The following is a 24,042-nucleotide window of genomic DNA, read 5'->3' on the forward strand; positions in this document are numbered from 1 at the left end:
TTTGGAGGTCGCATGGGGAACCACACACTGAAGCTGCTCGGCTGGCTGGCCGCCGCCCTGCTGTCGGTCGCGACGGCAAGGCCGGCATGGGCCGATAACGAAGGCTGGCCGATGTTTGGTCAGAATCTGCAGAACACGGCTGCCGCCAAACCGGGCTCGCTCGAGGACGTCGCCCAGCTGAAGGTCAAATGGACCTTCACGACCGGCGGTGACGTTTCGGCCCGCGCGGCCGTCGTCGACAACCGCGCCTACTTCCCCGACTGGGCCGGCAATCTCTGGGCCGTCAACACCAAGGACGGCAGCCTGGCCTGGGGCCATCAGCTGTCCGACTACGGCCTTCCGGCCAAGACGACCTCGCGCACCAGCCCGGCCGTCAAGGACGGCGTCGTCTACCTCGGCACCCAGGCCGGCGCCTGGCTGCTGGCCGTCGACGCGAAGACCGGCGCGCTGCTGTGGAAGACCCAGCTCGAATCGCCGGCCAACGACCCCTACGCGATCATCACGGCCTCGCCGGTGGTCGCCGATGGGCTGCTGTTCACCGGCGTCGCCTCGCTGGAGGAGGGCTTCGCCGGCCTTGTCCCGAACTTCACTTGCTGCAAGGCCCGCGGCAGCGTCGTCGCCGTCAACATCCAGGGCAAGAACCGGGGCCAGATCGCCTGGAAGACCTATATGACGCCGGCCGGCTACAGCGGCGTCGGCGTCTGGGGCAGCAACTTCGTCGTCGACCGCGCTCGCGGCCTCGTCTATGTCGGCACCGGCAACAACTACGCCCATCCGACCGCTCCTGCCTACACGGCCTGCATCGCCGCCGGTGGCACGGCGGCCGCCTGCAATGCGCCGGACAACCTCGTGGATGCGATCGTCGCGCTGAACATGACGACCGGCCAGATCCAGTGGGCCCACAGGTTCCTGACCTGGTCGCAGCCCGGCGTCACCGACGGCAGCGACGACTGGAACGTCGCCTGCTTCATTCCGCCCTTCTCCAACTGCCCGAGCAACGCCGGCCCCGACTATGACTTCGCCTCGGCGCCGAACCTGATCCGCTACCGCGACAAGAATGGCAATCAGAGGACGATCCTGGGCGCCGGCCAGAAGAGCGGCATCTACTTCGCGATCGATCCGGACACCGGCCAGGAACTCTGGCATACCCAGGTCGGCCCCGGCTCCTCGCTGGGCGGCATGGAATGGGGCTCGGCCAGCGATGGCAAGCGCATCTATGTGTCGATCGCCAACTTCTACGGCATCCCGACCCCGCTCGGCTCGGGCGGTTCCTGGGCCGCGCTCGATCCGGAGACCGGGGTCATTCTCTGGCAGACCGCCGACCCGAACGGCGCCGTCGCGATCGGGCCGGTCTCGGTCGCCGATGAGATCGTCTTCGTCTCGTCGATGGCCGGCGGGGCCACGGCGCCGACGATGCTGGCGCTGAGCGCCAGGACCGGCCAGATGCTGTGGAGCTATGCCGCGGGCTCCTCGGTCAATGCCGGCCCGGCCATCGTCGACGGCGTCGTCTACTGGGGTTCCGGCTACGCCAATCTGGGCATTCCCGGCTACACCGGCAACAACAAATTCTTCGCCTTCTCGAAGAACGGCAAGTGAGAGCATGAGCGCAGCGGGCGGGCGATGGTCCGCCCGCTTCTCTTCCTCTCGCTTTGTTTCGCTGTCGGAGGATCGATGGCCGATCCCAAGCGCCGCCATCTGCTCCAGCTGCTCGGCTGGCTGGGCCTGGGCGTGGCTGCGCCGCCGCGCGCCGCGCAAGCACAACAGGCCACGGCGTCCGCGCCGCCATTGACGGCCGAGCTGGTCAGGACCGGGCTCTACCTGATCGCCAGCGGCGGCGGCAACACGCTGTTGCGCTTCACGCCTCAGGGTCTGCTGCTGGTCGACGGCCAGGCGCCCGGGCTGTACCGGCCGCTGATGTCGCAGGTCCGCAGGATCAACAAGATCTCCGATCTGCCGCTGCGCGCGCTGGTCCTCACCGATCATCACCAGCCCCATGCCGGCACGAACCCGCAGTTCATCGACGCCCATGTGCCGCTGATCGCGCAGTCGCGCACGCTGCAGCGTCTGCCGCCCCCGGCCAGCGACAGCCAGCAGCTGGGCTATGAGCGCGACTACCTGCTGAAGCTCGGTGGCATCGAACTGCAGCTGCTGCATTACGGCCCTGCGCATACCGATGGCGACACCGTCGTGCTCTTTCCCGACCTGCGCGTCCTCGCCGTCGGCGATCTGTTCGACGCCGACACCCCCCGGCCCGATCTGGCCGCCGGCGGCGATCTGCGGGGCTGGAGCAGGACGCTGGAACAGATCCTGCGGCTGGACTTCGACCGCGTCGTGCCCGGTGCCGGGCCCATCGTCGGCCGCGCCGAGCTGCAAGCCTGCAAGGACCGGCTCGATGCGCTGCAGCCGGCCGCGGCCTGAGCGTTCACTCAGTTCAGCAGATACTGCAGCCCGATCCAGGCGCCGCGCGGCGCCCCATAACCGCGGAACTGCTCGGCGCGCGGATGCTCGCCGTCGTAGCTCTGTTCAGGACCGGTGAAGACGTTCTCTCCGAGGATGGCGAAATTCGAATAGCGGCGATCGAAGGTATTGTCGACCCGCACGAACAGCTGCCAGCGCCGGCTCAGCGCATAGCGTGCATCGAGATGGAGGACGGCATAGCCGGGCACCTCGCCGTTGCGATCGAGATTGTTCTCGTCGCCACGCGCATGGATGCTGCTCGCCGCCTGCAGATTGGCGCCGACATGCCAGCCGGTCCCCGCATTCAGTTCGGCCCGCAGTTTCAGCGCATGGCGCGGGATCGAGGGGATGCGGTCGCCGCGGCGCACCTCGATCGCGCCATTGGCGTCGGCCTCGGAGTTCGCCGGGCTGTTGGCGTGAAAGCCGCTGATGAAGCGGGCATCGACGTAGCTGTACTGGGTCGTCAGCTGCAGCAGGCCCAGCCGCGCCTGGCCGCCCAGTTGCATGCCCTGGCGGCGCGTCGTGCCGACGTTCTGGAAGTAGCCGCTGTTGACCGCGATGCCGCTGCTGCTGATGAACTGCAGATCGTCGTGCAGATCGGTGCGGAACACGGCGGCGCTCCAGCCCAAGGCCGCCTCGGCCGCGCTGCGTGCGCCGAACTCGATGGTGCGCGAGATCACCGGCTTCAGCGGCGGGTCGGCGAGGAAGTTGTTCGGCAGCTTGCAGGGCGCGGCCGGGTCGGCGCAGCTGAGCTCGATCGCGGTTGGCGCCCGCATGCCCTCGTTGTAGCCGGCATAGGCGGTCCAGGCCGGGCTCGGGTTGTAGTTGAGGCCGATGGCCGGATTGAAGCGGCCGAAGCGGTGCTGGCCATCGAGTTCGGGCGCCGTGCCGCTGCGGTCGGCGATGCGGACCTCGGCGCGGTTGTAGCGGCCGGCCAGCGTCAGCGTCCAGGCGGGGTCCAGCACCAGCGAGTCGGACAGGAACAGGCCCCAGTAGCGGCTGCGCGAATCGGCATCGGTCTCGGGCTCGAACTCGCCCAGCGCCACGGTGCCGCGATCGGCGCTGAAGGCGGCCGGCTGCGTTTCGCGCGTGAAGCGCGCCCGCCCTTCGTCCAGGCTCAGTCCGATCGAGGCCTTGTGCGCCAGGCCGGCCAGCTTGCCGCCGTAGGCCAGCTGCAGGCCGAAGCCGCCGCCCTGCTGGTCGATCCGCGAGCGGTCGTTGTGCGCCGGCGGGTCGTCCTCGTCGTCCGCGTCCTCGTTGACATTGCTGCTGAGGTTCTGGCTGCGCAGGCTGCGCCAATAGGCGTTGCCGCTGAGCAGCCAGCCGCCCGCCAGCGCGTGGCTGCCCTTCAGCGCCAGCAGCAGCGAGCGGTTGTTGTTGCGGTCCGGATGGGTATAGGCCTGGCGGATGTCGGGGAAGCTCAGCGGCAGCGTCTGCGTGCCGTCCAGCCGGTTGTCGGCCGCGGCCAGGCTCAGGTCCAGATCGCTGTCCTCGTCCTGCCAGCCGAGCTTGGCGAAACCCTGGCGCACGCGGCTGGCATTGTGCTCGGCCCAGCCCTCGTCGTCGCTGCCGTGCGCGCTGAGGAACCAGTCCCAGGCGCCGCGGCGACCGCCGCCCTCGAATTCCAGCGTGCGCCGGCCGAAGGAGCCGCCGGACAGCGCCAGGCTGCCGCCGGGCCGCTCCGGGTATTCGCTGGCGCCGCTCTTGGTGTACAGCGCGATCGCGCCACCCAGCGTGTTCAGGCCGAAGGCCGGCATCGAGCCGGGCAGCAGCTGGATGCTCGAGATCGCCGCCTGCGGGATCAGGTCCCAGTTGACCGCGTCGCCGAAGGGCTCGTTAATGCGCACGCCGTCGAAGAACACCGACACGCCCTGCGGCGTGCCCAGCAGCGGCGAGGCGCTGAAGCCGCGGAAGACAACGTCGGGCTGATAGGGGTTGCCCTGGGCCGCATTGATGCTGAGGCCGCGCGCGTTCCGGTCGAGGAAGTCGGTGATGTTCGTCGCCCGCTGATTGCGGATCTCGCGGCTGGTCAGCACCTGGGCATCGGCCGGCAGTTGGCGCAGCGGCACGCCCGAGCCGGGCAGCGGCGTCGTGCCGATGATTAGCACCTGCGGCAACTCGAGCACCTCGGCCGGGTTCTCGGCCCGGCAGCAGGCGCAGGCCAGCAGGCAGGCGGCAGCGAGCGCGGCGGGCGGGCGGACGCTCATCGGATCGCGACGCCCCAGGGCAGCTTGCCGACCGGGATCTCGGTGATCTTGCTGTTGCGCTCGGTGTCGACGACGGCGACGGTGCCCGAACGGCCGCAGGCGACGTAGAGCTTGCGGCCGTCCGGCGTCAGCGCCATATTCCAGGGCCGCTGGCCGACCGGCACCGTCGCCACGATCTGGTTCGTCGCCGTGTCCAGCACCGACACGCTGGCCGCGCCGCCATTGGAGATGTAGACACGCCGGCCGTCCGGATGGACGGCGATGCCATTGGCGCGCGAGCCAGCCTTGATGCGCGCCTGCACCGCGAAGCTGCGCGCATCGATCACATAGACCTCATCGGCATTCTCGGCCGCCACATAGGCGCGGCCGCCGTCCGGCGCAAAGCCGATGCCGCGCGGCCGCGCGCCGACGGCGATCTGCGCCACCGCCTTGCGCGCCGCGACCTCGATCACATCGACCGCATCGCCCTCCTCGGCGCTGACGAAGAGATGGCGGCCATCGGGGCTGAACACCACATGCTCGGGGTTCTTGCCGCCGACCTTGACGACGAAGCTCTTGGCCTGCGTGCGCGTGTCGACGAAGACGACCTCGTTCGATTCCTCGATCGCCGCGGCGACCCAGCGCCCGTCCGGCGAGATGCCGACGCCCTCCGGCGATTCGCCCAGCGCGATCTCGCCGCTCTGGCGTCGCGCGACCAGGTCGATGATCAGCAGGCGGTTGTTCGGCTGGTCGCTGACATAGGCGCTGCGACCATCGAGGCTGATCGCCGTGCCGCGCGGCTTCTTGCCGCTGGGGATCTCGGCCACGACTTGTTCGGTGGCCGTGTCGATCACGCCCAGGGTGCCCGAGCCCTCGTTGGGCACATAGGCGAAGGGCGCCGCCGCCAGGGTCAGCGGCCAGGCCAGCAGGGCGGCGAGCAGATGGCGGGTGGCGACTGTCATGGCGGATCCTCCTCGGCTTTGTTGCGGGACAGCGGCGGCCCCATGCGCGCGAACACGCCGTCGCGATCGATCCAGGCATGCTTGAGCGCCGCCAGCACATGGCCGGCGATCAGCGCGAGGAACAGCCAGGCGGTCGCGATATGCAGGCCGTTGAACAGGCCGTAGACGGCCGGCAGGTCCGGGCCCCAGGGCCGCAGCGCGAGGCCGAAGAATCTGACCCCATGCTTGCTGAAGTTCGAGGCCAGATAGCCCGAGAGCGGCATCGCCAGCATGCACAGATAGAGGCCGCGATGGCCCCAGGCGGCCGCGCGCTGCTGCCAGGCCGGCATCGCCGCGGGCCAGGGCGGCGGGCGATGGCGCAGCCGCCAGGCCAGGCGCAGCACGATCGCCAGCGCCAGCACCAGGCCGATGGACTTGTGCAGATTGATCACCGCGCCGCGCGCCGGCGTGCCGCGCGGCGCGATCTCGTCGAGCAGGAAGCCGAAGGCGATCTGCGCCAGCAGGGCCAGGCCGATCAGCCAGTGCAGCGCGCGGGCGACGCGGTCGTAGCGCAGCGGCGGCGATGGCGTCGATGGCGTGGGCATGCGGCTAGAAGCGCAGCGTCGCGCTGGCGCTGGCGATCCAGCTGCGGCCCGGCGCCGGCTCGAAGAAGCGGCTGTTGCCCTCGTTGACGATGACCGAGCCGATATAGCGGCGGTCGAACAGATTGTCGCCGCGCACGAAGGCATTCAGCTCCCAGGCGCCCAGCTGGGCCGCGTAGCCGAGCTGGGCGGCCACGGCGGCATAGCCGGCGGCCGCGTCGCTGTTGGCATCGTTGACATAGACCTTGCTCAGCGCGCGCAGCTCGAGCCCGCCGCGCCAGCCCAGCGGCGGCGCCCAGCCGAGGCCGGCGAACAGCGAGCCGCGCGCGATGCCGGGCAGGCTGTTGCCGGCCGCCACCGTCACGTTCGGCGTCGCACAGGGCGAGGCGGTGCAGGTCTGGAAGGCCTCGCGATACTCGGCCTTCAGCGCGGTCGCCGCCAGCTGCAGGCGCAGATGCTGCCAATAGCTGGCCGCCCAGGCCAGCTCCAGACCGCTGCGCCGCGTGGCGCCGGCGTTCTGGAAGGTCGAGCGCCCGCCGGTATTGGTCTGCGTGACGATCTCGTTCTCGGTGTCGGTGCGGAACAGCGCCAGGCTGGCCTCGCCCCAGCCGGCCCATTGCGTCTTCACGCCCGCCTCGACGCTGCCGCTGCGCGAGGCCTGCAGGCCGAAGTTCATGCCGGTGGCGCCGCCGCTGCGGTAGGCCAGCTCGTTCAGGGTCGGCGTCTCGAAGCCGCGGCCGGCGGTCGCGTACAGATGGACCTCGCTGGACAGTGCATACATGAGGCCCAGCACCGGCAGGGTGGCCGAATAGTCGGCGCTGCCGCTGTCGTCCGGATTCGTGCCGACGATATAGGCGTCGCGCGAGCGGAAGTCGATCTGGCTGTGGCGCAGGCCCGCGCTCAAGCTCCATTGCGGCGCGATCTGCCACTGCGCCTGCAGGTACTGGTCGAAGTTGTCGACGTCGTTGCGCTCGTCGCGCCGCAGGGCGCCGCGCACGCCCAGCGTCGTGCCGACGAAGTTCTGGTAGCCGCGCCGGTGCTCCTCCAGCTGGTCGTAGGCCAGACCCCCGACCAGGCTGAAGGGGCCGTCGAGCAGGCGGCTCTTCCATGTCCAGCGCAGGTCCAGGCCCTTGTAGTCGCGCGACAGATCGATGACGCCGCCAGGGCTCAGCGGGCTGACCTGCGCGGCGACCGGGATGGCCTGGAACTGCTCGGTGCCGCGGTGCCCGCCATAGCCGGTGGCCTGCAGCACATTGGCCGCATCGAGTCGGCGCTCGAAGACCAGGCCCAGCTGCGTCTGGTTGACCGATTTGCGCGTGTTGAAGCTGATCGCCGAGGGGTCGACGCCGCGCGGATTCGCCTCGGCCTGGGCCCGCGACAGGCCCAGCGGATCCTGCGCCTCGGGCAGGGCCAGGCTGTTGGCCAGCACGGTCAGGCGCGTGTCGGCATCGCTGCGCAGCGTGAGCTTGGCATTGCCCAGGCTGCGCTCGGCGGCGCTGTGATCGCGGTAGCCGTCGGTGTGGAAACGGCTGGCGCTGAGGTTGTAGGCAAATCCCGGCCCCTGCGCGCCGCTGGCCTGGCCCCCCAGGCGCCAGGTGCCGTCGCTGCCGGCCAGCGCGGTGATGCCCAGCGAGGGCGGCGGCGTGCCCTCCTCGCTGAAGACCTGGATGACGCCGCCGGAGGAGTTGCCGTACAGCGCCGAGAAGGGCCCGCGCAGCACCTCGATGCGGCCGACCGCGCCGAGCTCGACATTGGAGATCTGGCCCTGGCCGTCGGGCAGGGTGGCCGGGATGCCGTCCACATAGAGCCGCACGCCGCGGATGCCGAAGCTGGAGCGGGCGCCGAAGCCGCGCACCGCGATCTGCACGTCCTGCGCATAGTTCTGCCGGTCGCGCGCCAGCAGGCCCGGCACCAGGGCGAGGCTCTCCGAGATATTGATCAGCGCATGGCCCTCGCGCACCTCGGCGGCACCGATGCGGCTGATCGCCGCGGGCACGTCGAAGGCCTGCGCCTCGGTGCGGGTGGCGGTGATGACGACCGGGGCCAGCACCGTCGGCGCGGCGCCCGCCTGCTGCTGCTCCTGCTGCTGCGCGGCGGCCGGCCAGGCGCCCAGCAGCGCCGACAGCGCGGCGGCGAGGCGGAGCGGGCAACAAGGCGGGCGGGTCGGGCGCTGGCAAGCAGGCATGGGGCCGAATATAGGCCCGCCGGCCGCGCCGCGCAGCCCCTATGGCAACAGCAGCGGCCTCAGGCGGGGCGCAGAGCGGGCAGCACCGTCGCCGCGCAGTCGCCGAAGCCGATGCGCCGCGCACCGGGGCGCTGGGCATGGCCGCGCACGATCACCGTGTCGCCGTCCTCGAGAAAGGTCCGCTGCTCGCCGTTCGGCAGGGTCAGGGCTTGCTTGCCGCCATCGGACAGCTCCAGCAGCGAGCCGCCCTCGCCGGCCTCGGGGCCCGACAGCGTGCCGGTGCCCAGCAGGTCGCCGGGCTGCAGATTGCAGCCGTTGCTGGCATGGTGGGTCAGCATCTGCGCCAGGGTCCAGTAGGCATGGCCAAGGTTGGAGCGCATCAGCCGCGTCGGCGCCTGGCCGGCGGCACGCATCGCGGCGGTCTGCAGCCAGACCTCGAGCTCGATCCGGTAGGCGCCCTCGCGGCGGTTCTTCTCCGAGTCCAGATAGGGCAGCGGCGCCGGGTCGCCGGCCGGCCGCTCGAAGGCGCAGCGAAAGGGTTCCAGCGCCTCCATCGTGACGATCCAGGGCGAGAGCGTCGTGCCGAAGCTCTTGGACAGGAAGGGGCCCAGCGGCTGGTATTCCCAGCCCTGCACATCGCGGGCCGACCAGTCGTTCAAGAGGGTCAGGCCGAACAGGTGCTCGTCGGCCTCGGTGATAGCGATCGGCTGGCCCAGCGCATTGCCGCCGGCAACGAAGACGCCCATCTCGAGCTCGTAGTCCAGGCGCTTGCAGGGCGCCAGGCTGGGCACCTCCAGATGCGGCGGTTTCAGCTGGCCCAGCGGGCGGCGCACGGCCGTGCCGCTGACGCCGATCGAGGAGCAGCGGCCGTGGTAGCCGATCGGCACCCATTTGTAGTTGGGCAGCAGCGGGTTGTCGGGGCGGAACAGCTTGCCCACCGTCGTCGCATGGTGGATGCCGGTGTAGAAGTCGGTGTAGTCGCCGATGCGGCAGGGCACGGCCATCTCGGCCTGCGCCTGCGGCAGCAGGCAGCGCTCCAGCGCCTGCTGCTGCGGGCTGCCGGCGGCCAGCGCCTCGAACAGCGCCTGGCGCAAGGCGCGGCGCTGGGCCGAGGGCGCGGCCATGAAGCTGTTCAGATCGCCGCGCCCCAGCCCCTGCAGATGCACCTGGGCGGCGCTGCTCCAGCGACCGAGCTGAGAGGCCTTCCACAGATCGAGGATCTGTTCGCCGATGGCGACGCCGATGCGCCAGCTCTCGTCGCTGCCGGCGCGGCGGAACAGGCCGTAGGGCAGGTTCTGCAGCGGGAAGTCGGTGTCGGCGGCATTGGCCGATTCGACCCAGCTCTGCGTGGCCGGGTCATGGGTATGGTCGAGCATGCTCATTGTTCTTGTCCCGCGGTCTTGTCTGCCAGATCGGCCCAGCAGTCGGCGTAGTTCTTGTCCAGAGCGCCGCCGTTCAGCGCGAACTCGGTCGGCAGCAGGCGCCAGCGCGTCTCGAACATGAAGGCCAGGGTGTTGTCCAGCTTGTGCGGCGCCAGCGCGGCGCTGCTGGCCTTGTCGAAGGCCTCGGTGTCCGGGCCATGCGGGACGAAGGCATTGTGCAGGCTGGCGCCGCCGGGCTTGAAGCCCTCGGGCTTGGCGTCGTACTGGCCGGTCACCAGGCCCATGAACTCGCTCATCACATTGCGGTGGTACCAGGGCGGGCGGAAGGTGTCCTCGGCCACCATCCAGCGCGGCGGGAAGATCACGAAGTCGACATTGGCCCAGCCGGCCGTGTCCGACGGCGAGGTCAGCACGGTGAAGATGCTCGGGTCCGGATGGTCGAAGCTGATCGAGCCGATGGTCATGAAATGCGCGGTGTCGTACTTGTACGGCGCCAGATTGCCGTGCCAGGCGACGACGTTGAAGGGTGTGTGCCGCTGCGTCGCGCGCCAGAGCCGGCCGCCGAACTTCTTGACGATCTCGTAGTCGCCGCTCGTGGCCTCGAAGGCGGCCACCGGGGCCTGAAAGTCGCGTGGATTTGCGAGACCGTTCGAGCCGATCGGGCCCAGCTCCGGCAGGCGGAAGGCGGCGCCGTAGTTCTCGCAGACATAGCCGCGCGAAGGGCCATCGACGAGCTCGACCTTGAAGGCCAGGCCGCGCGGGATCAGCGCGATCTCGCCCGGCTTCACGTCCAGCAGGCCCAGCTCGGTGCGTATCGTCAGCCGCCCCTGCTGCGGCACGAGCAGCAGTTCGCCATCGGCATTGACGAGGGCGCGCCGGCCCATGCTGCGGTTGGCCAGGTACAGATGCGCAGCCATGCCGGTCTGCGCATCGGGGTCGCCGTTGACGACCAGGGTGCGCAGGCCGTCGACGAAGTCCAGCGGCTCGCTCGGGATCTCGGTGGGCGCCCAGCGCAAGGGGTCCGGCGGCATGGCCTGACCCTCGGCGGCCCCGCTCTTCAGCCAGGCATGGGCCAGCGGCGCATAGCCGCCGACCACGACCGAGGGCTGCTTGCGGTACAGCCAGCTGCGGCGGTTCTCGGCCCGCGGCGCGGTGAAGGCTGCGCCGGACAGCAGCTCGGCATAGAGCCCGTGCGCGACCTGCTGCGGGCTGTTGCGGCCCACCGGCAGGCTGCCGGCGACGGCCTCGCTGGCGTGCTCGTTGCCGAAGCCGGATTGGTAGGACAGTTGGTCGCTCATGGGTTCACCGTGTTGTCGCGCGCCAGCCGCAGTGCTTCGCCGAGCACCGCGCGGTCGCCGATATGGTTGGACAGGATCAGCACCAGCTTGGCCAGCAGCATGTCGGCCTGCTCGTCGCTGAGATCGCGCTGCGCCGCGATCAGCGCCTCGTAGAAGCCGTCGGGGTCGGCGATATTGGGTTCACGCTTGAGCATCGGGGCCTCCTCCCAGGCTGCGCGCCAGCGCGGCGGCGACCCGGGCCGCATCGAAACGGCGCCAGCGCGCCGCCACAAACTGGTCCGGCCGGATCAGGTAGCAGGTGCCGGGACTTGCGCCATAGCGCTCGGCGGCCAGGCCGTCGACTTGCAGCACCGGCACCGGGCCGTCCGCGATCTCGGCGCCGAAGCTCAGCAGCATGAAATCCTGGCCCAGCGCATTGAGCAGCCAGCGCCCGTCGGCCAAGGGCGCGTCGACGCAGGGGCAACCGGGCGCCACGCCGCCTTCGAAGTCATCCTCGTCCGGCGTGATCAAGGGCGAGTCGCGGTAGGGCGTCGGCATCGACAGCCGTCCGCTGTTGACCAGCGGGCGGGCGAAGGCTTCGCTGCGGGCCAGCTCCAGCACCGCATTGCGCAGGCGCAGCGAGGCGCGGCTCTTGGGGCTGATGAAATCGGTCGAGCGGGTCGAGTTCAGGATGTTGTCGTCGGCCGCCGCGGCGCGCTCGGCGTGGTAGCTGTCCAGCAAGGACTCGGGTGCCCTGCCCTGCAGCACCGCCTGCAGCTTCCAGCCGAGGTTGTCGGCATCCTGCATGCCGCTGTTGGCGCCGCGCGCGCCGAAGGGCGAGACCTGGTGCGCCGCATCGCCGACGAAGAGCACGCGGCCATGGCGGAAGTTCTTCATGCGCCGGCAGGCGAACTGGTAGACCGACACCCATTCGAGCTCGAACTGCGCGTCCGGTCCCAGCATCGCCTGGATGCGCGGGATCACCCGCTCCGGCCTCTTCTCCTCGACCGGGTCGGCATCGCGGCCGAGCTGGAAGTCGATGCGCCAGACCTTGTCGCACTGCTTGTGCAAGAGCACCGACTGGTTGCGGTGGAAGGGCGGGTCGAACCAGAACCATCTCTCGGTCGGGAACTCGGCCTGCATGACCACGTCGGCGATCAGGAAGCGGTCCTGAAAGACCTGACCCTCGAAGTCCAGGCCCAGCAGCGCGCGGGTGTCGCTGCCGGCGCCGTCGCAGGCCAGCAGCCAGTCGGCCTGCAGCGCGAAGACGCCGTCGGGCGTCTCGACCTGCAGCGCGACGCCGTCCGCGCCCGGCTCGATCGCGACCAGCTTGTGCTTCCAGCGCAGATCGACCAGGGGCTCGCGCTGGCAGGCCTGCACCAGCCGCTCCTCCAGGTGGTACTGCTGCAGATTGATCATCGCCGGCATCTTGTGTTGGCTTTGCGGCAGCAGATCGAACTGGTAGGCCAGGCCCTCGCCGTGGAAGACCTTGCCGATCTGCCAGCGCACGCCCTGCCCGGCCAGCGCCTCGCCGACGCCCAGCCGGTCGAGGATCTCCAGCGAACGCTTCGCATAGCAGACCGCGCGCGAGCCCATGCTGACGCTGTTGTTGTCGTCGAGCACGACGACCGGCAGGCCGCGGCGCGCGCAATCGAGCGCCGCGGTCAGGCCGACCGGACCGGCGCCGATGATGACCAGCGGATGGCGCTTGACTACGCCCTCACGCTGCTCGGCCGAGCGGCGGTACTCGTACTGCGGAAAGGTGTAGGTCTTGAGCACGGCGGGCTCGCGGACTCAGGCGCCTTCGAGCGCCTGCCACATCGCGATGTCGCGCTCGGCGGTCCAGATGCGTGGATCGGGATACTGCGTCGCCTCGTCGTAGGCGCGGGTCACGTCGAAGGGCATGCAGTGGGCGAAGATCACCCATTGGCCGTACTTGGGCGCCAGGCGCTCGTAGGTCTCGCGGTAGACGGTCTTCAGGTCGCGGCCGGCGCTGGCGCCGCTCTTCACGCTCTCGTAGAGCTCGCTGACGAAGGCGCGCGTGCCGGCCAGGCCGGCCGCCACCTGCTCGGGCGTCTGCAGCGCCGGCCCGCGGCCCGGCACCAGCTTCTGCGGCTGCAGCGCGGCGATGTTGTCCAGGGTCTGCGGCCAATCCTGGAAATAGGCGTCGCCGGCATAGGGCGTCGCGTCGAACTCGACCAGGTCGCCGCTGAACAGCACCCGGTCCTGCGGCAGCCAGACCACGGTGTCGCCCTTGGTGTGGCCGCGGCCCAGCTGCAGGATCTGCACCTCCAGCTTGCCCAGCCACAGGGTCATCCGGCCGCTGAAGGTGAGCGTCGGCCAGGTCAGGCCCGGCGGCACCGACTCGACGTTCTGGAACAGGCGCGGAAAGCGGCCGATCTCGCTGGCCTTGTCCTGCTCACCGCGCTCCTTGATCAGCTCGTAGGTGTCCTGGCTGGCGATGATGTGCTCGGGCTTGTAGGCCGAGGCGCCCAGCACGCGCACCGCATGGTAGTGGCTCAGCAGCACGTACTTGATCGGCTTGTCGGTCACCTCGCGGATGCGGCGGATCACGTCCTGGGCCATCACCGGCGTCGCCTGCGTATCGATCACCATCACCGCGTCGTCGCCGACGACGATGCCGGTGTTCGGGTCGCCCTCGGCCGTGTAGGCCCAGGCATGCTCGGAGAGCTTGTCAAAGCTGACCTTCTTCACTTCCAGATCGGCTTGCGAGGCAAAGGTCTTGGTCGGGGCTTGGCTCATGGCGGGCTCGATGAACGACAGGGCATTGAAATTTAGTTAAAACGAATCAGTTTGTCTATATCTAATTTTTGACCCATACTTCCGGCATGGAAGAAGAACAGGAGCGGGGCCCGCGGGGCATCCAGAGCATCGAGGTCGGGGGTCAGCTGCTGCTGGCCCTGGCCCACCAGGGCCGGCCGCTGGCGCTGAAGGACCTGGCCCGCGCCGCCGAGATGCCGCCGGCCAAGGCCCATCCCTATCTGGTCAGCTTCATCAAGCTGGGCCTGGTCGAGCAGGAAGCGGCGAGCGGCCGCTACGGCCTCGGGCCGCTGGCGCTGCAGCTGGGCCTGATCAGCCTGCAGCAGTACGAGCCGGTGCGGCTGGCGACGCCGCGCATCGAGGAACTGGCGGCCGAGCTGGGCCACACGATGGCGATCGCCGTCTGGGGCAATCGCGGGCCAACCATCGTGCGCGTCGCCGAGGCGCCCAGCCCCGTCCACATCAGCATGCGCCACGGCACGGTGATGAGCCTGCGCGGCACGGCCTCGGGCCGCCTGTTCGCCGCCTATCTGCCGGCCGATGTGGTGGCTGCGGCCTTTGCCGCCGAGGCGGCGCTGGATCCGGCGGCCCTGCCCCGGGACGCCGAGCTCGACGCCTGGCTGGCCGAGGTACGGCGGACCGGCATCGCCAGCGCGCGCGATGGTGCGGTGGTCGGCGTCAGCGCCTGGGCGGCGCCGGTCTTCGACGATCGCGGCCGCATCGTGCTGAGCCTGACCGCGATCGGCCCCAGCGGCAGCTTCGACCTGGACCCGACGGGGCAGATGGCCACGGCGCTGCGCCGTGCCGGAGAGGACTTGTCGCGCCAGCTCGGCTGGCGACAGGACTAGGACTGCGCCTTACTGGCGCAGCTTGGCCAGCATCGCGGCCTCTTCCTCGGCGCCGTAGAAATACGGGTAGAGCGAGCGCGTCGGCACGCCGCGTTCGGCCGTGCCGCCCAGGCGCGCGATCTCTTCGCGGGCATGGTGCAGGTCCAGGCTCAGCAGCACGGCCGGGGCGTTGACGCGCGGATTCAGCCGCGCCTCGGACAGCAGCTGGAAGCCCAGCATGCGGCGGTAGAAGGCCACATGGCGCGGGTTGACCTCGATCACCAGCAGCTCGCAGCCGGCCAGCCGGTGCGCATGCAGATAGGCCAGATGGAACAGCCGCGCCAGCACATGCTTGTTGTCGGCCGCATCCTCGTCAACGGCCAGGCGGCCGAACTCGCAGATCGTCAGCCCGCTGGCGCGCAAGCGGCTCAGCTCCTCGCTGAAGATCGCATCGGCGGCCAGACCCCGCTCGGAGGCGAAGCGCACCGCGATCGTGCCGACCGTGCGCTCGCCCTCGAAGGCCGAGCAGACGGTCAGCGCGTCCTCGCTATAGGCGCTCAGCTGCGTCGTCGCATAGCCGCGGCCGGCATAGCGCCGGGCGACCAGACGTTGAGCATGAGGGAGATGATGGGCTGCGGCGGTGCGAATCGCCAGATCGGCATGAGCATGCTGCTGCGCTTCGCGCATGACGTCGAAAACCATGGATATCCGCCCACCTATTTATGAACCAAGTCATATGACGACTCGGAATGACGCTCAGTCTAATGAGGGCGATCGTGAAAAATTCACGTTAATACATGGCCATACATCTGATTCCCTAGCTTACAGGTCGCTATTTCGTCGCTTCGACGACAAAGTCCCGCAATAGAGCGACAAGGGTTTCCCGCTGCTCGAACACGCTCAGATGGGCCGAGTCGGGCAAGACCTGGAACCGCGAATCGGCGATCCGGTCGGCGATCGCCTGGCCCATCGCCGGCGTCGCGCCGGCATCGAGCGCGCCCGACACGACCAGGGTCGGCAGGCGCAGCGCGGCCAGCCGCGGCAGGTAGTCGACGTCGCGCGCTGCCGCGCAAGCGGCCGCATAGGCTGCGGGATCCTGGGCCAGCAGGCGCTGGCGCAGCGCCGCCACCACGGCCGGCTCGGCGGCGCGGAAATCGGCGCCCAGCCAGCGCTCAAGGATGCCGTCGACGACGGCCGCCATGCCGCCGGCCCGCACCCTGGCGATGCGCTCGTCGAAGCCCCGGCGGGTGGCCGCCGGGTAGTCGGCCGTCGTGTGCGCCAGCACCAGCGCGCGCAGCAGCTGCGGATGCTCGAGCGCCAGCCCCTGCCCGACCATGCCGCCCAGCGACAGGCCGACAAACACGACCGGCCCGCGGCCCCATTCGCGGATCAGCCGGGCCGCATCGTCGACCAGTTGCTCCAGCGTGTAGGGCCCGGGCGGGCGGGCCGACTCGCCATGGCCGCGCTGGTCGTAGCGCAGGGTCGGGTGGCCGGCGGCGGCGAACTCGGCAGCGATCTCATCCCACAGATGCAGATCCAGGCCCAGCGCATGGCTGAACACCATGGGCGCGCGCTCACCGCCATCGCCCTGTAGCAGCAGGCGCAGCTGCGGCTGGCTGAAGGTGTATTGAAGGCGCGGCCGCGCGGCGCGGCTCAGCGGCTGGGCCGGCAGGGCGAGGCCCTCCTCCTGCAGGATCTTGCCGGCAATCTTGAAGGCGGTATTGGCGGCCGGCACGCCGCAGTAGATCGCACCCTGCAGCAGGGTCTCCTGGATCTTGGCCGGCGGCACGCCGCCGCGGAGCGCCGCGCGACAGTGCAGCTCGAACTCCTCCCAGCGCGCCATGCCCATGGTCATGCCCAGCACCAGCAGGCGGCGCGTTTCCTTGTCCAGGCCCGGCCGGCCCCAGATCTCGTGCCAGGCGTAGCGGGTGATCAGTTCCTGGAAATCGGCATTGAAGCCGTTGGCGCCCTCGGTCGAGCGACGTACCCAGTCCTCGCCGAGCATCGCCCGGCGATTCGCCAGGCCGCGCTCGAAATCGTCGCTGCGCCGGTCGGGCTGTGAACCATGGTCTTGATCGGCCATCGCTGCTGCTCCTTGCTGAGCGCCGCCAGTGCGGTGCTGGCGGACATCCTAAGCGGAGCAGACGGCGGGCCGGCCCGGCGCCAGGACGGCGCCGGGTTGCCACCACGCGATCAGGCCGCGTCGTTGGCGGCCGCGCCGTTGCCGGCGGCGGCGCCGTGCTTGGAGGCCAGGCGGCTCATATTGCCCAGCGAGACGCGGTGCATCTCCAGCAGCGCCAGCAGGCCATTGCGGAACAGCTGCACGACCTTGTCGTCGGCCAGCTCGGCCAGCTTCTTCTCGTCCAGCGCCATGAAGCCCTCGACCTCGAGCTTCTCGCCATTCGGCAGGGTCGCGTCGAAGCGCATGTCCTGCAGCAGCTCCAGCTCGACCAGCTGGGCGCAGATCAGGCGGGTGCGCTCGGCCTCCTGCTCGAAGTTCTCGAGGAAAGTCTTGGCATTGACCAGGAATTCGGTCGGCTGGCCGTCGGCGGCAAACAGCGAGACGCCCTCGGTCTCCGAGAAGCCGGGCCACTGCTCGTCGTAGCAGACGGCGATCTGGTCGCCCTGCTCCAGGCGCGCCATCATGAAGGGGTAGCGGCGCACATAGGCCGGCACATAGTTGCCGGTCCACTTGTCGCCCTCGACGAACAGATTGGAGCCGGCCTTCAGGCCCATCACCGCCAGCGGCGCGACCGCCTGCTTGGAGCCGTCGGTCGGCACTTCGCCGACGCGCACGAACACGATCGGGTATTCCTTGCAGGCCTCGGCGAACTCGACCGCGGTCAGGAACAGGGAGTTCTGGTCGGCGACGCGCGGCACGATGGCCAGATCGGTCTTCAGTCGCAGATTCTTGTGGACGACGCGATCCAGCGGGATCAGATTGCCGTACAGCGGGGGCTTGCTCATTTCACTTCATCCTCATCAATCGCCAGTCGGCTGACCAGCACCTTGTCTACACGCTTGCCATCGAGGTCGACGACCTCGAACCTCCAAGCATTCCACTCCACCACATCGGCCGTGCGCGGCAAGCGCCCCAGCAGCAGCATGATCATGCCGGCCAGGGTGTTGTAGCGCCCACGATCCTCCTCGGGCAGTTCCTTCAGCTCCAGGCGGTCCTTCAGCTCGGGCACCGGGATCAGGCCGTCCAGCAGCCAGCTCCCGTCCTCGCGTTGCACCGCCCAGGCATCGCCATCGCTGGGCGCATTGAATTCGCCCGCGATCGCTTCCAATACATCGCGCACCGAAATCACACCCTGCACCTCGCCGTACTCATCGACGACGAAGACCAGCGGCGCGTCGGAGACGCGGAAATGCTCCAGCAGCTCCATGCCCGACAGCGTCTCGGGCACGAACACCGGCGCCTCCAGGCCCTCGGCCAGCGACAGCGGCTGGCCGCCCAGCGCGCGCTGCAGCAGCGCTTGCGCCGAGACTACGCCCAGCACATCGTCCAGGCCGCCGCGGCAGACCGGATAGCGGCTGTAGCCATGCGCCTGCAGCACGGCCAGCACCTGCTCGGCGGTGTCGTCGACATCGAACCAGGCGATCTCGGCGCGCGGAATCATCATCGAGCCGATCTGCCGCTCGTCGAGGCGGAACACATTGCGCACCATCTGGTGCTCATGCTCCTCGATCACGCCGGCGTCCAGGCCCTCCTCCAGGCTGGCGGCGATCTCCTCCTCGGTGACGCCGCGCTGCGCGCGGTCGCGCAGGCCCAAGAGGCGCAAGGTCGTCTCGGTCGCGAAGCTGAGCGACTTGACCAGCGGCCGCGCGACCAGGGACAGGAATTCCATCGGCGGCGCCACCAGGCGCGCCACCGTCTCCGGAAAGATCTGGCCGACGCGCTTGGGCACCAGCTCGCCGAACACGATGGTCAGCACGGTGACGATGAAGACCACCAGGCCGGTCGCCACATACTCGGCCATCTTGCTGCCGAGGCCGAATGTCGCGATCAGCCAGTGCGAGAGCGGACCCGAGAAGGCGGCATCGCCGACGATGCCGTTCAGCACGCCGATCGAGGTGATGCCGATCTGCACCGTCGAGAGGAATTTGGTCGGGTTCTCGTGCAGGTCCAGCGCGGCCTGGGCGCCGGACTCGTCGCCTTCCACCATCACCTGCAGTCGCGCCTTGCGGCTGGCCGTCAAGGCCATTTCCGACATGGCAAACAAGCCGTTGAGCAGAATGAGCAGGAGAACGAGGGCGGTATCCATTGAGTGCGCCACGCCAGGGTTTACCCGGGTCGGCGCAGGCAGAAAAGCAAGAGGGCGCTAGCGTAGCAGAAGGTCCGCGCCCTTCAGACAGCACAATCCCGGTATGAATTACCTGATCGGCGACGTCCAGGGCTGCTGTGACGCATTGCAGCGCCTGCTGGAAAAAATCGACTTCTCGCCCTCACGCGACCGCCTCTATCTGCTGGGCGATCTGGTCAACCGCGGACCGGCCTCGCTGGCGACCTTGCGCCTGCTCAGCAGCCTGGGCGAGGCCGCCACCTGCCTGCTGGGCAACCACGATCTGCATCTGCTGGCCGCCGCGCACGAGCTGCGCGCCACCCATCCCAGCGACACGGTGGCCGATATCCTCGCCGCGCCCGACCGCGAGGCGCTGCTGGCCTGGCTGCGCCGGCAGCGCATGGCCGTGCATGAGCAGGGCTGGTTGATGGTGCATGCCGGCGTCGTGCCGCAGTGGGATCTGGCCCAGACCCTGGCCCTGGCCGGCGAGGTCGAGGCGGTGCTGCGCGGCCCTGCCCTGCGTGACTTCCTGGAGCAGATGTACGGCAACGAGCCGGCCCAATGGCGGGACGATCTGGACGGCATCGAGCGCCTGCGCTTCGTCGTCAATGTGCTGACCCGGCTGCGCTTTTGCGATGCCCAGGGCCGCATGGACTTCAAGACCAAGGACGGCGCCGCCCATGCGCCGGCCGGCTTCATGCCCTGGTTCGAAGTGCCCGGCCGCCGCACCGCCGGCCAGCGCATCGCCTTCGGCCATTGGTCGACGCTGGGCCTGTTCGAGCGCGAGAAGTTGCTCGGCCTGGACACCGGCTGCGTCTGGGGCGGCCGCTTGAGCGCGATGCGCATCGATGGCGAACGCCGCGAGCTGATCCAGGTCGACTGCGAGCAGGCGCAGCGGCCGGGCGGCTAGAATCGCCATCCTTCGGAAGCGTGGGAGAGTGGTTTAATCCAGCGGTCTTGAAAACCGCCGAGGCCGCGAGGTCTCCGTGAGTTCGAATCTCACCGCTTCCGCCATTACCGCTTCATCGATGCTCGTCATCCAGGTCATCGAGATCCTCTGGACCAAGGCCAGCCGCGGCGCGCCGCTGTCGAATCTGCGCAGCCATCTGCCGCGCGCCTTCCCGATCGATCTGGCGGCGCTCGATGATGACGACGCCCGCTGCCTGATCCAGCAGCACCGCATCGTCGAATGGGAGGGCTTCCGGCCCGTGCTGCACCAACGCGAGCAGCTGGCCGCGCCGCCGGGCAGCGTCGAGGCGCTGCGCATCACGGCGCTGAAGGGCGGTGTCTATGGCCTGGGCCTGCTCGGCACGCCGAAGTCGGGCCGACCGCTGCGCCATCCGGTGCCCGAGGCCTTCGAACTGCTGCCGGGCGAGTTCGCCTGCCTGAGCCTCAATGCGCGCCACACCTCGACGCGCGGCCAGCATTACCGCGAGACCATCTACAACGTCGCTAGCGGCGATCCACCGCCGGCCGACCGCTTTCTGCGCGGCCCGCCCGAGCATCGCCTGGACCTGAAGGCCAATCTGTTCTGAACCGGGCCGCCGCGAGCGGCGCTGCGCTTCACTTGCCGACGTTCACCCAGGCCAGCTCCAGCCAGTTGTTGGCCAGGTGCACGACCGAGACATTGCGCCGCGCGGCCCAGGGAATCATCTGGCGGTGCAGCGGGATCACATGGACCTGTTCCTTGTACTCGGTCAGCGCCGCCTTGATCAGCTGCTCGCGCCGGGCCGGGTCGGCCTCGGTGCTGGACTGGGCGGCCAGCTGGTCGAACTTGTCGTTGCGCACATTGCCGTAGTTGTAGGCGCCGACGCCGCGTTCGCCGCGGTTGCGGAACACCGGGGTCAGGAGCGTCTCGGCATCGGTGATCGCGCCGCCCCAGCCATACAGATAGAGGCTGGTGTCCAACTTCTCGATCTTGGGAAAGAAGCTCACCCGCGGCAGCGCCGACACCCGCACCTTGATCTTCAGTTGCGCCCACATCGCCGCCAGCGCCTGGCAGATCTCCTCGTCGTTGATGTAGCGGTTGTTCGGGCAGTCCAGCGTCACCTCGAAGCCCTCGGCATAGCCCGCCTCGGCCATCAGCTTGCGCGCCGCTGCAACGTCGTAGGGCAGCAGGCGCGCCTCCAGCCTGGCGTCGTCATAGGCGGCGGCCGATGAGGGCGTCAACCCGCCGGTGGGCATGGACAGGCCGTTCATCAGCTTGCTGCGCAGCGTCTCGACGTCGATCGCCTGGTAGAGCGCGCGGCGCACGCGGATGTCCTTGAAGGGATTCCTGTCGCCCGGCACATTGGCATAGAGCAGCTTGTCGCGCCCCTGATCCATCGCGATGAAGATGATGCGGTTCTCGGGACCGTCGATGACCTTGACGTTGTCGGTATTGCGCAGGCGGGGCACGTCGCGCGGCGCCGGGTCGAGCACGAAGTCGATCTCGCCGGAGACCAGGGCGGCCAGCCGCGTCGCGTCATTGGCGATCGGCGTGAACACCGCCTCCTGCACATTGCCCTCGAACTTGCCCCACCAGTTGGGATTGCGCTTGTAGACGGTCTTGATGCCCGGCTGCCGAACCGCCAGCATATAGGGCCCGGTGCCGTTGGCATTCATGCTGGTGAAGCTCTCCTCCTTGTTCTTGAAGTCCAGCGGCCGCGTGACCCGGTGCGCCTCGCACCAGCTGCGGCTCATGATCACCAGCGTGTCCAGATGCTGCAGAAAGATCGGATTGAATGTCGCCAGCTGGAACTCGACCGTCAGCTCGTCGACCTTGCGCGGCACGCCGACCGCGTTCGCATAGACCGAGAACTGCGAGGTCGGCTCCTTGGCGCGGTTGATCGAGAACACGACGTCGTCGGCGGTCAGCGGCGCGCCATCGTGGAACCTGACGCCGGGCCTCAGCTTGAAGCGCCACAGCAGCGGCGAGACCTGGGTCCATTCGCTGGCCAGCGCCGGCACGATGTTCAGCTGCCGGTCGCGCCGGGTCAGCCGCTCGTAGACCTGGCCGTTGACCATATTGGTCATGCTCTCGTTCTGCGAATGCGGATCCATGGTCTGCGGATCGCCCTGGCTGGCCCAGCGCAAGGTCTGGGCCTGGGCCGCGACCAGGGCGAGCAACAGCCCACCCAGCAGCAGCGTGCGTTTCATCGGCGGACTCCCTCACGAGCTCGATGCGGCCAGTTTAGGGATGCGCTCCGGGCGCGGCGCTAGTGTTTATCCGGTGAGGCTCGCCGCCGCGCGGGCATGAAAAAGCCGCCTCGCGGGCGGCCTTTTCGGAAGCGGGCAGCGCTTCAGCGGAAGCGGCTTTGCGGCACCGTGTGCAGCTCGCCCGGCAGCGAGGCCAGGTACTTGGCGATCGCCTTCAGCTCGTCGTGGCTGAACTGCTTGACCTGGCCGGCCATGATCGCGTTGCCGCGGCCGACGACGGCATTGCCGCTGGTCTGGTAGGACTTCAGCGCGACGTTCAGGTAGTCGGCATGCTGGCCGGCCAGCTTCGGATAGCTGCCGTCGATCGGCTTGCTGAAGTTGGCGCCGTGGCAGGACGCGCAAGCGCCCTTGTTCAGCAGTTCCTTGACCTGGGCCGAGGGTTCGGCGGCGGCATCGGGCACCGCCGGGCCGGCAACGCTCTTGCCCTGGGCCTCGTAGAAGGCGGCCAGATCGGCGATGTCCTGATCGCTCAGCGACTTGGCGATGCCGCCCATCGTCGGGTGCTTGCGCTCGCCCTTGGCGTAGGCGCCCAGCGCCGAGGCGATGTACTTGGCGTTCTGGCCGGAGATCATCGGCACCTTGTGCACTTCAGGGAAGCTGGCCTGGTAGCCCGGGATGCCATGGCAGCCAATGCACATGGCAGCCTTCTTTTGGCCGGCTTCGACACTTTGCGCCTGGGCGGCGGCGGCGCCGAACAGGGCGGCCAAGGCGAGCGAGATCTGCAGCAGTTTTTTCATGGTCCCGGGGGGTCTGGTACTTAAAGCGTCGGGCATTATAAGTAAGACCGCCACTTATACTGATTCGTCGCAGCTCGGATCGCACAACACCATGAAGTTTGTAGGCTCGGACCAATACGTCGCCACGCCGGACCTGATGCTGGCCGTCAATGCGGCCGCCACCCTGCAGCGGCCGCTGCTGGTCAAGGGCGAGCCGGGTACCGGCAAGACGATGCTGGCCGAGGAGGTGGCGCGCGCCTTGGGCATGCCGCTCCTGCAGTGGCATATCAAGTCGACCACCAAGGCGCAGCAGGGCCTGTACGAATACGACGCGGTCAGCCGCCTGCGCGACAGCCAGCTGTCGGGCATCGAAGGCGCCGAGAAGGTGCGCCATATCGAGAACTACATCGTCAAGGGCACCCTGTGGCAGGCCTTCGAGTCCGAGGTGCCGGTGGTGCTGCTGATCGACGAGATCGACAAGGCCGACATCGAGTTCCCCAACGATCTGCTGCGCGAGATCGACCGCATGGAGTTCTATGTCTACGAGACGCGCCAGCTGATCAAGGCCCGGCACCGCCCGCTGGTCTTCATCACCTCGAACAACGAGAAGGAGCTGCCCGACGCCTTCCTGCGCCGCTGCTTCTTCCACTACATCAAGTTCCCCGAGGCGGCGACGATGCAGAAGATCGTCGACGTGCATTTTCCCGACATCAAGAGCGAGCTCCTGGCCGCCGCGATGAAGACCTTCTTCGAGGTGCGCAATCTGCCGGGCCTGAAGAAGAAGCCCTCGACCTCGGAGCTGCTGGACTGGCTGCGCCTCCTGGTCGCCGAGGACATCCCGACCGACGCGCTGCAGGGCGAGGGCGATGGCAAGGTTAGCGTGCCGCCGCTGGTCGGCGCGCTCTTGAAGAACGAGCAGGACCTGACCCTGTTCGAGAAGCTGGTGTTCATGCAGCGGCACAACCGCTGAGACGCCGGCCGATGGACGCCGCCTTCAAGAAGGCCCTGCGCGAGGGCCTGGCCGATGCCTTGGGCTTCGTGCTGGGCGCGCTGGCCGGCCGCGCGCTGGGCCAGTCGCTGGGCTTCGACTTCTTCGCCGGCAGCGGCTGGCAGCCGCCGCAGATTATCGGCCTGGGCCTGATCGTGCTCGGCTGCGGCCTCGGCCGCTGGCTGTTCCGCCGCTTGCTGGAGCGTATGACATGAG

The 24,042-nt window shown here is 69.0% G+C and carries 22 protein-coding genes and 1 tRNA gene; 8 read left to right on the top strand and 15 right to left on the bottom strand.

Going from position 1 to position 24,042, the window contains the following annotated elements; all coding sequences use genetic code 11:
* The first annotated feature begins 12 nt into the window (after window positions 1–12).
* Together QWJ38_RS10850 and QWJ38_RS10855 are read left to right on the top strand one after the other, a co-directional pair.
* Window positions 13–1,596: an outer membrane protein assembly factor BamB family protein gene (locus QWJ38_RS10850; protein WP_290359101.1), complete on the top strand. Its 1,584-nt coding sequence runs from the start codon at window positions 13–15 to the stop codon at window positions 1,594–1,596.
* 75 nt (window positions 1,597–1,671) lie between these two features.
* Window positions 1,672–2,418 carry an MBL fold metallo-hydrolase gene (locus tag QWJ38_RS10855; RefSeq protein WP_290359102.1) on the top strand — a complete coding sequence of 249 codons (747 nt, stop codon included), beginning with the start codon at window positions 1,672–1,674 and terminating at the stop codon, window positions 2,416–2,418.
* A gap of 8 nt (window positions 2,419–2,426) precedes the next feature.
* Here QWJ38_RS10855 and QWJ38_RS10860 read toward each other — a convergent pair whose 3' ends face one another.
* From QWJ38_RS10860 to QWJ38_RS10900, 9 genes are read right to left on the bottom strand one after another with little or no spacing between them, the layout of a single operon-like run.
* Complete coding sequence (locus tag QWJ38_RS10860; RefSeq protein ID WP_290359103.1) at window positions 2,427–4,664, bottom strand: TonB-dependent receptor; 2,238 nt, start codon at window positions 4,662–4,664, stop codon at window positions 2,427–2,429.
* Window positions 4,661–5,605 (bottom strand): beta-propeller fold lactonase family protein, encoded by a 945-nt coding sequence (locus QWJ38_RS10865; RefSeq protein WP_290359104.1) that lies wholly within the window; start codon window positions 5,603–5,605, stop codon window positions 4,661–4,663. Before QWJ38_RS10865 ends, QWJ38_RS10860 begins: the two co-directional genes overlap by 4 nt.
* Complete coding sequence (locus QWJ38_RS10870; RefSeq protein WP_290359105.1) at window positions 5,602–6,189, bottom strand: cytochrome b; 588 nt, start codon at window positions 6,187–6,189, stop codon at window positions 5,602–5,604. The genes QWJ38_RS10865 and QWJ38_RS10870 overlap by 4 nt, the downstream gene beginning before the upstream one ends.
* A gap of 4 nt (window positions 6,190–6,193) precedes the next feature.
* Window positions 6,194–8,371, bottom strand: a complete 2,178-nt coding sequence (locus tag QWJ38_RS10875) for a TonB-dependent receptor family protein (protein WP_290359106.1) — start codon at window positions 8,369–8,371, stop codon at window positions 6,194–6,196.
* A 59-nt stretch (window positions 8,372–8,430) separates the two neighbouring features.
* A complete protein-coding gene (fahA, locus tag QWJ38_RS10880) occupies window positions 8,431–9,753 on the bottom strand; it encodes a fumarylacetoacetase (protein WP_290359107.1) in 1,323 nt (440 codons plus the stop codon).
* Window positions 9,750–11,051, bottom strand: coding sequence for a homogentisate 1,2-dioxygenase (gene hmgA / locus QWJ38_RS10885; protein WP_290359108.1), 1,302 nt, complete (start codon window positions 11,049–11,051; stop codon window positions 9,750–9,752). The genes fahA and hmgA overlap by 4 nt, the downstream gene beginning before the upstream one ends.
* The gene (locus tag QWJ38_RS10890) at window positions 11,048–11,245 is read right to left on the bottom strand and encodes a DUF2783 domain-containing protein (RefSeq protein WP_290359109.1); all 198 of its coding nucleotides are present in this window, start codon (window positions 11,243–11,245) and stop codon (window positions 11,048–11,050) included. The genes hmgA and QWJ38_RS10890 overlap by 4 nt, the downstream gene beginning before the upstream one ends.
* Window positions 11,232–12,809: an FAD-dependent oxidoreductase gene (locus QWJ38_RS10895; RefSeq protein ID WP_290359110.1), complete on the bottom strand. Its 1,578-nt coding sequence runs from the start codon at window positions 12,807–12,809 to the stop codon at window positions 11,232–11,234. Before QWJ38_RS10895 ends, QWJ38_RS10890 begins: the two co-directional genes overlap by 14 nt.
* Before the next feature lie 15 nt (window positions 12,810–12,824).
* Window positions 12,825–13,793, bottom strand: a complete 969-nt coding sequence (locus QWJ38_RS10900) for an MBL fold metallo-hydrolase (protein ID WP_290359111.1) — start codon at window positions 13,791–13,793, stop codon at window positions 12,825–12,827.
* Window positions 13,794–13,879: 86 nt separating this feature from the next.
* Here QWJ38_RS10900 and QWJ38_RS10905 point away from each other — a divergent pair, with 86 nt between their 5' ends.
* On the top strand, window positions 13,880–14,659 hold the full coding sequence (locus tag QWJ38_RS10905) for an IclR family transcriptional regulator (RefSeq protein ID WP_290359112.1): 780 nt from the start codon (window positions 13,880–13,882) through the stop codon (window positions 14,657–14,659).
* A gap of 9 nt (window positions 14,660–14,668) precedes the next feature.
* Here QWJ38_RS10905 and QWJ38_RS10910 read toward each other — a convergent pair whose 3' ends face one another.
* The 4 genes from QWJ38_RS10910 to QWJ38_RS10925 form a co-directional block, all read right to left on the bottom strand.
* Window positions 14,669–15,340: an N-acyl amino acid synthase FeeM domain-containing protein gene (locus QWJ38_RS10910; protein ID WP_290359113.1), complete on the bottom strand. Its 672-nt coding sequence runs from the start codon at window positions 15,338–15,340 to the stop codon at window positions 14,669–14,671.
* A gap of 130 nt (window positions 15,341–15,470) precedes the next feature.
* Window positions 15,471–16,721 carry a bifunctional 4-carboxymuconolactone decarboxylase/3-oxoadipate enol-lactonase PcaCD gene (gene pcaCD, locus QWJ38_RS10915; RefSeq protein ID WP_290359114.1) on the bottom strand — a complete coding sequence of 417 codons (1,251 nt, stop codon included), beginning with the start codon at window positions 16,719–16,721 and terminating at the stop codon, window positions 15,471–15,473.
* Between the two features lie 110 nt (window positions 16,722–16,831).
* A complete protein-coding gene (locus QWJ38_RS10920) occupies window positions 16,832–17,605 on the bottom strand; it encodes a SapC family protein (protein WP_290359115.1) in 774 nt (257 codons plus the stop codon).
* Entirely contained in the window at window positions 17,602–18,906 is a 1,305-nt protein-coding gene (locus tag QWJ38_RS10925; RefSeq protein WP_290359116.1) for a hemolysin family protein, read from the bottom strand. Before QWJ38_RS10925 ends, QWJ38_RS10920 begins: the two co-directional genes overlap by 4 nt.
* 103 nt (window positions 18,907–19,009) lie before the next feature.
* Here QWJ38_RS10925 and QWJ38_RS10930 point away from each other — a divergent pair, with 103 nt between their 5' ends.
* The 3 genes from QWJ38_RS10930 (at window position 19,010) to QWJ38_RS10940 (ending at window position 20,459) form a co-directional block, all read left to right on the top strand.
* Window positions 19,010–19,834 carry a symmetrical bis(5'-nucleosyl)-tetraphosphatase gene (locus tag QWJ38_RS10930; protein ID WP_290359117.1) on the top strand — a complete coding sequence of 275 codons (825 nt, stop codon included), beginning with the start codon at window positions 19,010–19,012 and terminating at the stop codon, window positions 19,832–19,834.
* A 14-nt stretch (window positions 19,835–19,848) separates the two neighbouring features.
* Window positions 19,849–19,938: transfer RNA gene (locus QWJ38_RS10935), tRNA-Ser, on the top strand.
* 14 nt (window positions 19,939–19,952) lie between these two features.
* Window positions 19,953–20,459: a hypothetical protein gene (locus tag QWJ38_RS10940; protein WP_290359118.1), complete on the top strand. Its 507-nt coding sequence runs from the start codon at window positions 19,953–19,955 to the stop codon at window positions 20,457–20,459.
* A gap of 28 nt (window positions 20,460–20,487) precedes the next feature.
* On the opposite strand, the gene QWJ38_RS10945 is transcribed toward QWJ38_RS10940, so the two are convergent.
* Complete coding sequence (locus QWJ38_RS10945) at window positions 20,488–22,062, bottom strand: ABC transporter substrate-binding protein (protein WP_290359119.1); 1,575 nt, start codon at window positions 22,060–22,062, stop codon at window positions 20,488–20,490.
* Window positions 22,063–22,205: 143 nt separating this feature from the next.
* Entirely contained in the window at window positions 22,206–22,859 is a 654-nt protein-coding gene (locus tag QWJ38_RS10950) for a c-type cytochrome (protein ID WP_290359120.1), read from the bottom strand.
* A gap of 91 nt (window positions 22,860–22,950) precedes the next feature.
* On the opposite strand from QWJ38_RS10950, the gene QWJ38_RS10955 reads away from it, so the two are divergent.
* Both QWJ38_RS10955 and QWJ38_RS10960 read left to right on the top strand, forming a co-directional pair.
* Complete coding sequence (locus tag QWJ38_RS10955; RefSeq protein WP_290359121.1) at window positions 22,951–23,808, top strand: AAA family ATPase; 858 nt, start codon at window positions 22,951–22,953, stop codon at window positions 23,806–23,808.
* Window positions 23,809–23,819: 11 nt separating this feature from the next.
* Window positions 23,820–24,041, top strand: a complete 222-nt coding sequence (locus tag QWJ38_RS10960) for a hypothetical protein (RefSeq protein WP_290359122.1) — start codon at window positions 23,820–23,822, stop codon at window positions 24,039–24,041.
* The last annotated feature ends 1 nt before the right edge of the window (window position 24,042 follow it).

The sequence above is a fragment of the Roseateles violae genome, assembly GCF_030410485.1.
Lineage (GTDB): Bacteria > Pseudomonadota > Gammaproteobacteria > Burkholderiales > Burkholderiaceae_C > Roseateles_D > Roseateles_D violae.